Here is a 12,003-nt window from a genome sequence, read left to right on the forward strand (position 1 = left end):
CCCCCCCCCCCCCAACGCACCCTTGTGTGGGCCCCGGCCGGGGGGGGGGGGGGGGGCGCCCCCCCCCCCCCCCCTCGACGACCAGACGGCGCGGAATTCCGTCACGATCCCTGACGCAACTGTGGTCCAGACGGGGACGGTTGACGGCCCGAACCATGGCTATACCGCCACGGTTGCCGAAGGGTACGGACTGGTCCGTACCCCTGACGCGGATCACTCCGGCAGTTCCCGCAGTGATGACGTCGGCGGTACCGACCCCATCGTCGCCGAGGGTGCGCAGAATGTGCGTACCCCTGACGACGAGATCCGTACTGCGGATGCCATGTCCGATGCCGACCTGCGGAAGGCCGCGCGGAAGCTGCAGCGGGACGCGCTCCGGACCACCAAGGGTTCGGTGACGATCCAGACGCTGCAGACCGAGCTCGGCCTGTCGCGCCGGCGGGCTGCCGAGCTGCGGCGCGGCGTGGTCGGGGGCCGGTCATGACGGTGACGATCGAGGGCCGTCCGGACGACGAACCGTCGGCGTTCTCCCGGGCCGTGGTGCCGCTCCGTTCCCCGGAGTCGCAAACCGCGGTGCGGCGGCCGGACACGGACGAGATGCTGCGGCAGGCCGGTTTGGTGGTCGGCGCGGTGGTAGCCCGCAGCACCATCCCACTGTCCGCCGGAGCGGCCGGGACGACCACCCACACGACCATCCCGGCGACCGGCAAGACGACCAGGCGGCGGCTCGTTCACCGCGTCACGGGTGGTCGTCGGGTGGCTCCCCAGGTGGTCGTCCGCGCGGCCGGCCAGACGCTCGTCCTGGGCACCGTCGGGACGGTCCGCGGTGCCGGTCATCTGTGGCGGTGGGTGCGCGCCGAGGAGTACGCCGACCACCGTGCCGAGAAGCCGGAGTTCGTCGAGAAAGTCCGGGCGCGGCGCCGGAAGTCGGCGGCGTGGGCGGTCGGCGGTGTGGCCGGGTGGGTGACAGTCGACTCGTTCCCGCTCGTCGACAAGCCGGTCGACTGGATGCTCGGCCGTCTCGGCCTGGTCGGCGACGTCCTCGGCACGGTCGGAGGTATCGCGCAGTGGCCGGCCGCGCCGTACCTGCTCGGCGCAGCGGTGTTCGGCACGGCTGCCGTCGCGGAGCGGAACAGGCGCAGGCCGGCCGACGACGGGCCCGCGCTGGTGACCGGCCGCATGGGCAGCAAGGCGGTTCGGGAGGCGTTCGCCGCGGCGAAGCTCGGCGCGGTGCGCGTGGTCGGGCCGGTCGCCCGGGACGGCGGTGCGTGGGTCGCGATGGTCGAGTTGCCGGGCGGCATGCCGGCGGACAAGGCCATCAGGAAGTGCCCGGAGTTGGCGTCGGCGTTCGGCACGGATCCGGCGCAGGTCGACGCGGCCGCGGTCCGGGGCCATGGCGGGCGGGTGCTGCTGCGGGTGTACGACGAGCACCCGTTCACCGGCACCTCGCCGAGCAATCCGCTCGCGCGTCCCGGTGCGGGCCCGGTGGACATGTGGGAGCGGGTCGAGCTGTTCCGCGACATCCGGGACCGGCCGGTGACCGTCTCCGCGTTCGAGGGCTCGTTCCTGTACGGCGGGCAGCCGGGCGCCGGCAAGTCCATGTCGGCCCTCGCGTTGCTGATGGCGGTCGGCCTGGACCCGCGCGCCGAGCTGTGGCTCACGCCCGTGAAGCGCGGCGTCGACACGCAGGCATGGCACCCGATCTGCACGCGGCTGTCCGTGCCAGACGACGCGGGGTCGGTCGTGTCCCTCCTCGAGGACGCGGTCGAGGAGATGGGCCGACGGTACGACGTGATCCTCGGGAAGGGAGCCAAGAAGCTCGCGCCGGAGATGGGCCTGCCGCTGCTGTTCCTGTGGGTCGACGAACTCGCAGGCCTGTGCCTGGATCCCGAGCACGGGAAGGCCGTGAAGGAACTGCTCCGCAAGATCGGCGCCGAGGGCCGGGCGGCCGGGATCGTGCCGGTCCTGCTCACCCAGAAGCCCGAGGACAAGGTCATCCCGTCGTTCCTGCGGGACCTGGTCAAGTACCGGTGGGCGGGCCGGTGCTCGACACCGGAGATGTCCGACACGATCCTCGGGCGCGGCATGGCCGGGCGGGGGTTCTCCGGGATGGAGTTCGCCGAGGAGCACCAGGGCGCCGGCCTGTTCCTCGCCGAGTCGTCGACGCCGCGGCGCGTGCGCGGCTTCTACACACCCGACGAGCGGGCCGACGACGTGGCCCGGCGCGCGTACGCGCTGCGGAAGGAGGCTGGGACGCTGCCGGGCGCCGGCGAGGACGACCCGCGGGCGGTGCTCCTGCAGACGGTGCTCGGCATCATCGGGGCGGACCGCGACCGGATCACCTCCGCCGAACTCGCCGACAAGCTCGACCAGGCCGACGACGTCGACCACCTCGCCACCCTGCTCCGGCCGCTCGGCGTGACCCCGAACCCGACGCACTTCCCCGGGGTCGGCACGCGCCGCGGATACCGGCGCGACGACGTCGAAACGGCCCTCAACCGGTTTGGGACAACGGGGTAAGGAGGGCGGAAGAAATCACGCCGAGCCCGTAAGGATCTCCCGGGACACGCAAGAGGGGCGCAAGGCCGCGACCTGCGATCTTGCGCCCCTCACGGGCCCTCAGAGAGCCGCTCGTCCCCCTCCGCGAGCCGTCGGCGACCGCCGTCCCTCCGGGTGGCGATCCCGGGCGGTGTCCGGAAACCGCCGTACGCGTTGTACCTGGACAACTAGCTTCAGTCACAGACACCTTCCCCATGACAGGAGGGCACCATGAGCCACAGACCGCCGCCGGGAAACGCGGCGTTCGTCGCAGCCAGGCACGCGCGCGGCTGGTACTCGCAGGCCGAACTCGCCGAAGCTTTCGAGCACAAGGCCCGGAGTCTCGGCGTCCGACTGGACGTCAGCGTCCGCCAGGTACGGCGCTGGGAAAGCGCAAACCCGCCGTGGCCCAACCCCGAATACCAGATGGTGCTTCAGGCCCTGTTCGGGATGGACCTGACCGCCCTCGGGTTCACCCCGCCGTACGGGACCGCCGTCCAAGCCGAAGCCGTGCAGAACGTGCGCGCCGCCCGGCACACCGGATGGTGGCGCGCCATCGTCGACGACCTGCCCGACCACCTCGACCGGCTCGCCGCACTGGAATCCGAATCCGTCGGCGTCCGCTCCTACCAGACCACGATGATCCCCGGGCCGCTGCAGACCTACGGCTACGCGTGCACAGCCATCCGCGCGACCGGCCCCGCCCTCAGCGACGAAGCCGTAGCCCAGCGCGCCGAGCTGCGCATGGAACGGCAGCGCCGCTTCCGGCCGGCCCCGGACCACCCGGTCTGGTTCATCGTCGACGAGTCCGCGCTGAGCCGCACCCTGGGCAACCCGAACGTGCTGTGCGACCAGCTGGCGCACCTGCTCGCCGAAGCATCCCGCCGCCCGGAACTGCGCATCCAAGTCCTGCCCTTCGACGCCGAGACCGCCATCCCGCAGCCCTTCGTCATCTACGACCTGCCGTCGCCGGCACGCCGCGTCGTCTACCTCGAGGCCGTCGGCGACGCGATGTGCACTGACGCTGTCGAGGTCGTGGCGGGATACTCCATCTCGTACGAGAGCCTGCAGGCGGCCGCGTTGTCGCCGGCGCGCTCACTGGAGCTGATCACGAGGAGGTTGGCCGACCTGTGGAACCCAGACGCGACACCCTCCCCGGGTGGCGTAAGTCCAGCTACTCGGGAGACACCGGATGCGTGGAAGTGGCAGCCGGAACCGCGACCGTCGGCGTCCGCGACAGCAAGTCCGCAGACTCCCCGGTGATAGCCGTCGGGCGTGAGGAGTGGGGAACGCTCCTCGACGCCGTCCGGCACCGGTAGGACCGCAACGTGAAGGCCCGCCCCCGGGGGAACCAGGGGCGGGCCTTCACCATGAGCGCTCAGGTCCACATGATGCACGACCGCCCAGACAACGGGCAGTGCCCGGCCCGAGGGAGTCGTGGCCGGGCGCTGCAGTCCGCGGGGATGAGGAGGCGCGGACGGATCAGGCGGTCAGGTCGATCTCGACGATCGCGGACGGCTGGAAGATCTTCAGGCCCGCGTCCATCTCCGCGCGGAAGCGGATCATGTTGCGCTGGAAGTCGGATGCGCCCACACCCTCGCCGAGAGCGTCCGGGTCGTACATGTTCTCCGACCAGTCCAGCCGCACGTCCTCGACGACCTGCAGCTCGGTCGCCATCCCGAAGTTCGCCAGGTGCCCGACGCCCGCGGTCTGCGCCGTCGTCGTCACCACCGGCAGGCCCCAGATGCGGCGGGAGTTCACGTCGACGGTCTGTACCGGCCCGCCGAGGAAGTAGTCCGCCTCGTTGTTCGCCAGCAGCTCGACCGACTCCCAGTCGTTCGGGTGCAGCACGTACGCCGCACCGTCGACGAAGGACAGCACCTCGAGCTTCGTCTTCGCCTTCCGCAGCGTCGTCAGCAGGTCCGTCGCCCAGGCCTGCGCCTGGGACCCGGACACGTTCGCGATGCCGGTCATGTTCTCGCCCGAACCCGACCCGTTGATGATCTGCGCCTCGAGGGCGAGTTCGATGCCCAGGCGCATCTCGACGTCGAGGACCTGGCGCAGCGCCGGCGCGTCCCGCAGGTCCTGCCGGGCGATCGGCTCCGACAGGTGCGCGATCGTCCGCGTCCGGTCGTCGATCCGCTCCCATGTGAAAACGCTGGTCGGCTTCAGTGCCCCGCGGGCGACCGGCGCCGCGTTGTTCGTCCGCGTCGTCTGCCGCAGGTACCCGAACCGCGACGGTCCGGCAACCGTCGGGATGAGCTGGCGAAGCGCGAGGACCGGCACGCCGATCCGCACCGGCTCCGGGTCCAGCGGCACCGTCAGCGGCACCGCGCCGCCCGCCAGGATGCCCTTGTACCCGGCCATGTCGGAGACCGCGTGCAGGACCCTGTTGCCCCAGTCCGAACCACCGGCTGCCTTCACCCGCGGGTGCAGGCGATCGCCCGGCGTCTTCGCGTAGCCGCCCCCCGGTGTGCGCGCGGCAGCGCTGGGGTCCAGGCCGATCGCGTCGCCGAGATCGGCGACGGCCTTGCGCAACGCCTCGTCGCCCTTTGCCTTCTCCGCCAGGGGCTTCAGCGCCTTGGCCTTGTCCAGGTGGGACTTCACGTCGGCGAACTCCGCTGCGGTGTAGTTCCGCCCCTCCTCGTCGACCTGCGCGGCAACGGCCTGCGCAGCTTCCATGTGCTGCTTGATCTGGGCAGTGATCTGCTCGAACGTGGACATGACCCGTCCTCGGAAGTCGTGGTGGTGTGACCGGACTTCCGGAGACGTGCCGCGGAATGCGCGGCTGGCCTGCGACGGAACGACCGGCGGCCTCGAACTGAGCGGGCGAGATGGGTGGGCGCCTCCGGGACGGGCGGCGCTCAAGAGACGGGCACCCGCATGGCCTGACGGCGGTGCGACTGCTGGCCTCTCGGCGCCTGCTCACGGTCTGGGAGTCCGCCGGCCTTCGCTGGCCGTCGATCAACCTGAACTCAGGCTACCCGACGCGGCCGACGCACCGGCCGATCTCGACGCCGGCGCGGAACGTCGTCAACTCCGCGCAGGCGCACTGGCAGTCCAACGCGATCATCCGCTCGACCGTCGCGCCGTCCGCGTCCACGAACCACGTGACGCCGGCGCCGTCGAGGACGGACCGGGCCACCGCGCTCGTCGTCCACGGCCGCGGCACCATCACGTCCGTCTCGGCGACCGCGGACACCACGGCCAACACCAGGCTCATCCCGGCCGCTTCCGACCCGTCCACGGGCCGCGTCAGACGCCCCGTCATGCCGGGCTCCACAGTCGGGCGTCCCAGTGCTGCGCGGCGTCCATGGGTGCCGTGAGGGGCTTCTCGTCGGGCTGCCCGTACGTGCGCAGCCTGGTCGGCACCGTCACCTCCGGCAGCGGCGGCACGGCCGGCACCTCCGCCGCGCGGGGGCCCTCCTGCTCGTCGTGGTCGTCCATCTCGGTCTCCTCTCGGTCGGCCGGCACCCGCCGGAGCCGGTCCAAATCGGACATTCGGGGTGAAGGGGGGTCTATGGGTTGAGCGACCGCGAGGCCAGTTCACCCCGGCGGCCCTTCAGCGATCATGGTCAGGGATTCGAACTCCCCTACCATGACCGCACGTTTGGTGTTGTTATGTCCGATTCGGGATCGGGTTGTTGATGTTGGTCAGGCCGCTGCCGGCGGGTCGGTGTCGTCGTCGGGCGGGTTGCCGAGCTGGTCGGGTCGGGCGGTCGGCGCGGCGGCGCCCGGGGGCCTGCCGGCGTCCCCTTCGGCGGGTTCGGGTCCGTTGTTGTCGGCCATGAGCCGCGCGAAGCGGACGAGTTGGGCCGGGCTGATCTGGGAGGGGATGCGGGCCTGGTCGCCGAGTTCGCGGGCGTGCCGGAGTTCGTCGGGCGTGTACTCGGTCGGGTCGGCGTGGTCGGTCATGCGGGTCTCCTGGTTGCGGGTGAGTTTCTGGGCGTGGCGCCGGCGGAGTCCCGCCGTCCGGGCGGCGGCGAACGCGGCCCGGTCTTCGGCTTCGCGTTCGCGGCGGCGTCGGGCCTGCTCGACGAGGCGGCGCACGCGGTCGTCAGCGTCCGTCAATCCCCCGCCCGGGGTCCCGTCCATCGGTCACCTCCCCGCCGGGGGTCTGTGCCCACGCGTGCCACGTCGGCCCGATGAACTCGGCGAGGAACTTCCGGAGGTAGGCGGCGGTGTGTGCGGCGTAGAACCCCTGCTGCTCGTCGCCAGCGCGGACGTTGGTAACGATCTCCTTCTCAAGCTGGGTGATGCGTGCGGCGATGATGCGCGTGGTGAGCTTGAGTCCGGGGATGAGTGGAGAGTCGGGCTGCTCCATGTAACTCACGCGGCAGTTCCTTGGGTAGAGGAAGGGCGGTCGCAATCGCCGCCGGGGTGGGTGGTCTGGCCGGGCTCGATCACGGCCATGTCGTCGTGGCAGACGGTGCACTTCGCGATGACGAGTTCGGGCAGCGAGGGGGCGCCCGGGACGTCTTCCGGTGACTCCGCGGCGACTACTGGGGGTGACTGCCGTTCGGACAGTCGGGTCACGGTTTCCTCAGTCGGTCCAGTCGGTTCAGCACTTTGGGGCGTGACCCGACTGGACTGACTGTGGTCCGACTGGGCCTCATGAGGGTGCACCCACACGGTTCCGCCCCCGAAGCCCTGACGCTCCGTAGTCGTCACCTTGGCCTTGCCGCGGGCCCTCTTGATCGTGGACTCGGAAAAGCTCTGGGCCTTCGCGGCCTTCATCACGTCCGCCCGGGGGGCTTCGCCACCGTTGCTCGCGAGGTACCCGAGCAGCCACGTCACGGCCTCCGCGCGCTCGCCTGCTTCTTCGGTGTCGATGGGGGCCGACAGGGTGTCCTCGACGCTGCGGTCGGTCGGGCCGGTGAACTCCAGGCACCCGACGTTGGCCACGCCCTTGGGCGTGACGACGTCGGTGCTGTCGATCCGATAGCCGAGGGACGGCAGGTCGAGCAGGCGGCCAAGGCTGTTCTTCGTCTGGGTCATCACCTGCTCGTCGCTCTCGCGGTCGCGGGCGAACGCGATGACGGCGCGGGCCAGATCTTTGAATGCCCCGGATCCGGAGATCAGTTGCGATGCGTCGTTGCCGCCGGCCTTGTTGAAGTGCGCGATGCCGAGGGTGAGGCACGCGGTTCGCTCGGCCATGCGCACTACCGGCTCAAGGGCCTTGCGTACGTCCTGGGTGCGGTGGGCGTCGGTGCCAGTGCCGAGGGTGGACATCAACGGGTCGATGATCAGCGCGGCGGCTTCGTGCTCGACGATGGCCTCCTCCACGAGGAGGCAGTCGTGCGGAAGGCTGATCATCGTCTCGCCGTGCTCGGCCGTCTCCACTTCCAAGCGGTAGACGAGATCGAGGTTGGCGTCCGCGGCCATGAGCCGCGGTACGAGGGTGCGCGACCACGAGTCCTCGACCGCGGCGTAGAACACGGCTCGCGGGCGGCCGCGGAACGAGCCGGGCAGGTTGCCGCGGGTGAGCTGGGCGGCGAGCCAGATCCCGAACGAGGACTTGCCGGTGCCCTCCCGTCCGGCCGCAAGCGTCAGCGCTCCGGCGGGAATCCGGCCTTCCCCGGGCTCGGGTTCCCATGCCCAGATCACCGGTTCCGGGGTGATCTGGGACGCGGGCGTCAGCTTGATGCGGCGCTGCGGCGCAACCTGGGGCAACGGCGTGGCGTCGTCGGCGAGGGGGATGAGTGCGTCGAGCCCCAGGCCGTAGCCGAGGTGGTCGGCGGCGTCCTTGCCGGCCGCGGGTTCGACGACGCGGAAGGGGAGTCCGGCGCGTCGCAGCGACTGGGCGACCTGGGCGGCGTGCTTGCGTCCGGCCTTGTCCTTGTCGGCGATGACGACGACTTCCTTGGCGCCGACGAAGTGTTTCGTGTCTGCGTCCTGCCACTTGCCTGCGCCGCCGGTGTTGGTCGTGGCGACCACCCCGATTGCTGCGAGCGCTTCGACGTCCTTCTCGCCCTCGACGACCGCGATGCGTTCCCCATCGGCGGCGGCGCGTACGACGTCCGGCAGCCGATAGAGCACCTTCCCGATGCCCTTGACGCCCGCGGACCCATCAGGTCCGTACTGCCGGAACGTCTTCTTTTCGCCGTTGAACCCGGGTTCGTAGCGCTTGACGACGTAGAGCACTTCGCCGTGCTCATCGGTGTACGCGTACTCGGCGGCGACCTGGGCGTGCACGTGGTGCCTCTCGGTTCGGGGCTCGTCGTACAGGTCGGCGAGCTTCAGGTCGAGCGCGGTCATCACGTCGCCCGGAAGGCATCCGGCGTGGCAGTTGATGACCACCCCGTCGCCGGCGGCGTTGATGTTGACCGACAGGGACGGAGCCTGGTCGGGGTGTGCCGGGCACTGCCACGACGACCCGCGGCCGCTGCAGCCGCGGGCGGTAAGCGCGTTGGTGATGCGGTCAAATGCGGTCATGCGCTCACCCGCTTGCGGCCGAGCCGTACGAGGTAGGTGGTGTTGCACGGGGCGCGCCGTATGCCGGGCTGCCGGTGCCGGTGAAGCCGGCCGCACTTCGGGCAGGTGACGACGACCTCGAAGGTCCCGCGGGTGACGAGCACCCGGCCGCGGATGATCGGGGGCAGTTCGATGAGGACGCCCTGAGTCGGGCGGGACTCTCCACGTGCATGGGAGGGCTGTGCCACGATGGCGGCAGACCCGCCGCCCGTGTGGTCTTTCGGAGACCCGCCAGTTAGCCCCTGGCGGGTCTCTGCGCGTCCGGTCATGCCGCGGCGCCCCCGTGGACGGTCCTCTCGTCCAGCCACTTCAGGACGGCAGACGCGCGGTAGAACACTCGGCCGGATCGCCCCGGCGCGGTCTTCACGTAGTCGGGGCCGGTGCCGCGCCACCTGCGTTCAGCGAGCGACTGCGGAGTCGGGAACGGCGAGGGCCATCGTTCGCACACCTGCTTGGGCGACAGGAGCTCGTCCACGAAAGGCATCCTTTCTCGGAACATGCGTTGCACGTTAGCACCAGATGGGCCTATGCTGCACCCATGAAGCTGATGGTAGCCGATACCGGGAGCAAAACAATGCGGGCCTTGGTGCATACGCTGAGGCCCATGACTGAGCAGCAGCGCGGGCGGCGCGCGATCGAGACCGGGCCCACTGGAAAGACCGTCGCGGAAAACCTTGCGCGACTGAGGAAGCTCCGCGGGCTCACCACTCGGCAACTCTCGGCGCTGCTCGAACGCAACGGGCGATCCGTGCCGGCATCCGGAATCACGCGGATGGAGAAGGCCGAGCGGCAGGTGACGGCGGATGAGCTGATGGCGCTGGCCGTCGCTCTCAACGTCTCGCCCGTAACGCTCCTTCTGCCGGCCGACGCCCGTGGCCAAGCACAGCTCACGGGCGGTGGCACGGTTGATGCGCGCGACGCGTGGCTCTGGGCGTGGTGCACAGACCCCCTGACGCTCCCGGAGCACGAAGAGGAGGCGGATCGCGCAGTCACGGAGTTCCTGCTCAACTCGCGGCCGATCGGCCTGTTCTCCACCCAGGACGACGACAGGCTCATGCCCTTCTCGCCCCGAAGGAGGAGGCGGCCCGATGGCTCGAGTGTGGATTGAGGACCGGGAGACGCACGCCGACTACCTTGCGGCGATCGCGAAGTGGAAGGTGGCCAAGAAGGCCGGCAGCAAGCGCAAGCCGCCCGGCCGGTGGCGGGTGCGCTGGTACGACCTCGACGGCAAGGGCAAGGGCCGCGTCTTCGCGAAGAAGCCGGACGCCGAAGACTACGTCCACACCATCGAAACCAGGCTCCGGGACGGTTCGTACCGCGACCGGTCCGCATCCAAGATGCTGTTCGGGGAGCTCGCCGACGAATGGCTGAAGTCCCGCAGCACCTTGAAGCGTTCGTCCCGCGGCCGGTACGCGCACAGCCTCAAGCTGTACGTCCTGCCGCGCTGGGAGTCGATGCAACTGTCCGCAATCCGGCGCGAGGACATCGCGGCGTGGTCCGCCGAGCTGGGCGCGTCCGGCGGGAAGAACGGGAAGCCGCTCGGGCCGTCGTCGGTCAAGGGTGCGCGCATCGTGTTCGGCATGGTCATGAAGTGGGCTGTCGAGACGAACCGGCTCGCATTCAACCCGGCGGCCGGCCTTGCGCTCCCGCGGCCCGCGCCGGCGGACCACGTCTATCTCGACCACGCCCAGGTCGCGGCGCTCGCGGAAGCCGCGGGTGAGTACGCCGAGTTGATCCTGATGGCGTCCTACACCGGGATGCGCTGGGGCGAGGTGTCGGCGCTCCAAGTGCGCCGGGTCGACCTCGACACGCGCCGCGCGCACGTCGTCACGGCGTTCGCCGAGGACAACGGCGAGCTGTACGAGGACACCCCGAAGTCCTGGGCGCGCCGGAAGGTGCCGCTGCCCAGGTTCCTCGTCGAGCGGATGCGGCCGCGGCTGGCCACGATGAAGAAGACGGACCTGCTGTTCACCGCGCCGGGCGGCGGGTCGCTGCGGCTGCACAACTTCCGCCCTCGCGTGTTCGACCCGGCGGTGAAGGCGGCCGGCCTCGACGAACTCGGCGTGCACCCGCACGTCCTGAAGCACACCGCCGCTTCGCTGGCCATCGCGGCAGGCGCGGACATCAAGACGCTTCAGACGATGCTCGGGCACAAGTCCGCGACGCTGACCCTCGATACGTACGGGCACCTGATGGACGACCGCCTCGATGACGTCGCCGACCGCCTCGAGGCGGAGCGTGAGAAGGCGCTCAAGAAGACGGAAGAGAGGCCCGGGAAGGGCCCCTAGTCCCAAGCATGTGTCATTTGTGCGTCACGCGGCGCCGGATCCGCTCCGGCGCCGCCCAGCCTTCCGGCCGTTGACCTGCATCGCAGGGTGTTGCACTGGTGGGGCGCCAGGGGATCGAACCCTGAACCCGCGGATTAAAAGTCCGCTGCTCTGCCGATTGAGCTAGCACCCCGTGGGCCCGTGGCGGTGGTCGCCGTCATCGGGCCCAGGGGGAAGAGTACCCGGATCGCCGGGGGGATGCGTCGGGGTATTCGGCGTGGCGCGCGGGGGTGCGGGCGGGGGCGTGCGCGGGGGTGGGGGGCGGCGTGCGGGGGGTGGGTGGCGGTGTCGCCACTGTGGGTGGCGAAAGGGCGGCGCACCGGGTGGTGTGCGGGAACCGTACGGGTGGGTGGGGGCGGGGCGGGGAATTCGCGGGGCGGGATTGCCTTGCGTGACTCTCCGCGTGCCGGGGCGGCCGGGAGCGGGTAATTCCCCCGGCGAAACGGGAAAGATGTCGGAATTGCTGGTTCCGGTACCGGGGGCGGATCTGACGCGCTGTTAGGAGCGGGATCAGTGGGCTGGCCTGCGGGTGAGCGGGCGGATGGGAATTTGTCGGCATAGCGAGAGGGCATGCCGAGTTACTTTCAGTAATATGCGCATTTTTGAATGATCTTGCTTTATTCGCGGTATTGTTCCGACTGGTGTTCTTTGGCACGTCGAATTC

At 70.3% G+C, this 12,003-nt stretch carries 13 protein-coding genes, 1 tRNA gene and 1 pseudogene; 6 read left to right on the forward strand and 9 right to left on the reverse strand.

What is annotated here, in order from left to right:
- Positions 1–121 precede the first annotated feature (121 nt).
- The 4 genes and pseudogenes from LZ495_RS05845 to LZ495_RS45215 all read left to right on the forward strand — a co-directional run bounded on the left by LZ495_RS05845 (position 122) and on the right by LZ495_RS45215 (position 3,857).
- Positions 122–484: a hypothetical protein gene (locus LZ495_RS05845; RefSeq protein WP_235050881.1), complete on the forward strand. Its 363-nt coding sequence runs from the start codon at positions 122–124 to the stop codon at positions 482–484.
- Complete coding sequence (locus LZ495_RS05850; RefSeq protein ID WP_235050882.1) at positions 481–2,520, forward strand: hypothetical protein; 2,040 nt, start codon at positions 481–483, stop codon at positions 2,518–2,520. The genes LZ495_RS05845 and LZ495_RS05850 overlap by 4 nt, the downstream gene beginning before the upstream one ends.
- 468 nt (positions 2,521–2,988) lie before the next feature.
- Positions 2,989–3,642: pseudogene (locus LZ495_RS43800) on the forward strand (DUF5753 domain-containing protein); the annotation flags it as partial.
- 98 nt (positions 3,643–3,740) lie between these two features.
- Positions 3,741–3,857 (forward strand): DUF397 domain-containing protein, encoded by a 117-nt coding sequence (locus LZ495_RS45215; RefSeq protein WP_372498525.1) that lies wholly within the window; start codon positions 3,741–3,743, stop codon positions 3,855–3,857.
- A gap of 163 nt (positions 3,858–4,020) precedes the next feature.
- Here the strand turns inward: LZ495_RS45215 and LZ495_RS05865 are convergent, their stop codons facing one another.
- The 8 genes from LZ495_RS05865 to LZ495_RS05900 form a co-directional block, all read right to left on the reverse strand.
- Positions 4,021–5,262, reverse strand: a complete 1,242-nt coding sequence (locus tag LZ495_RS05865) for a phage major capsid protein (protein ID WP_235050884.1) — start codon at positions 5,260–5,262, stop codon at positions 4,021–4,023.
- Positions 5,263–5,518: 256 nt separating this feature from the next.
- A complete protein-coding gene (locus tag LZ495_RS05870; RefSeq protein WP_235050885.1) occupies positions 5,519–5,809 on the reverse strand; it encodes a hypothetical protein in 291 nt (96 codons plus the stop codon).
- The gene (locus tag LZ495_RS05875) at positions 5,806–5,985 is read right to left on the reverse strand and encodes a hypothetical protein (protein WP_235050886.1); all 180 of its coding nucleotides are present in this window, start codon (positions 5,983–5,985) and stop codon (positions 5,806–5,808) included. Before LZ495_RS05875 ends, LZ495_RS05870 begins: the two co-directional genes overlap by 4 nt.
- Positions 5,986–6,192: 207 nt before the next feature.
- Positions 6,193–6,633 carry a hypothetical protein gene (locus LZ495_RS05880; RefSeq protein ID WP_235050887.1) on the reverse strand — a complete coding sequence of 147 codons (441 nt, stop codon included), beginning with the start codon at positions 6,631–6,633 and terminating at the stop codon, positions 6,193–6,195.
- Positions 6,596–6,871, reverse strand: a complete 276-nt coding sequence (locus tag LZ495_RS05885) for a hypothetical protein (RefSeq protein WP_235050888.1) — start codon at positions 6,869–6,871, stop codon at positions 6,596–6,598. The genes LZ495_RS05880 and LZ495_RS05885 overlap by 38 nt, the downstream gene beginning before the upstream one ends.
- Complete coding sequence (locus tag LZ495_RS05890; protein ID WP_235050889.1) at positions 6,868–8,973, reverse strand: AAA family ATPase; 2,106 nt, start codon at positions 8,971–8,973, stop codon at positions 6,868–6,870. Before LZ495_RS05890 ends, LZ495_RS05885 begins: the two co-directional genes overlap by 4 nt.
- A complete protein-coding gene (locus LZ495_RS05895; RefSeq protein ID WP_235050890.1) occupies positions 8,970–9,200 on the reverse strand; it encodes a hypothetical protein in 231 nt (76 codons plus the stop codon). The genes LZ495_RS05890 and LZ495_RS05895 overlap by 4 nt, the downstream gene beginning before the upstream one ends.
- 77 nt (positions 9,201–9,277) lie before the next feature.
- On the reverse strand, positions 9,278–9,487 hold the full coding sequence (locus tag LZ495_RS05900; protein WP_372498526.1) for a DNA-binding protein: 210 nt from the start codon (positions 9,485–9,487) through the stop codon (positions 9,278–9,280).
- A 129-nt stretch (positions 9,488–9,616) separates the two neighbouring features.
- Between LZ495_RS05900 and LZ495_RS05905 the strand changes: the two genes are divergently transcribed.
- A complete protein-coding gene (locus tag LZ495_RS05905; RefSeq protein WP_235050891.1) occupies positions 9,617–10,120 on the forward strand; it encodes a helix-turn-helix domain-containing protein in 504 nt (167 codons plus the stop codon).
- Positions 10,101–11,300, forward strand: coding sequence for a tyrosine-type recombinase/integrase (locus LZ495_RS05910; protein ID WP_235050892.1), 1,200 nt, complete (start codon positions 10,101–10,103; stop codon positions 11,298–11,300). The genes LZ495_RS05905 and LZ495_RS05910 overlap by 20 nt, the downstream gene beginning before the upstream one ends.
- Before the next feature lie 96 nt (positions 11,301–11,396).
- Here LZ495_RS05910 and LZ495_RS05915 read toward each other — a convergent pair.
- A tRNA-Lys gene (locus LZ495_RS05915) sits at positions 11,397–11,472 on the reverse strand.
- Between the last annotated feature and the right edge of the window lie 531 nt (positions 11,473–12,003).

The organism is Yinghuangia soli (genome assembly GCF_021502675.1).
Lineage (GTDB): Bacteria > Actinomycetota > Actinomycetes > Streptomycetales > Streptomycetaceae > Yinghuangia > Yinghuangia soli.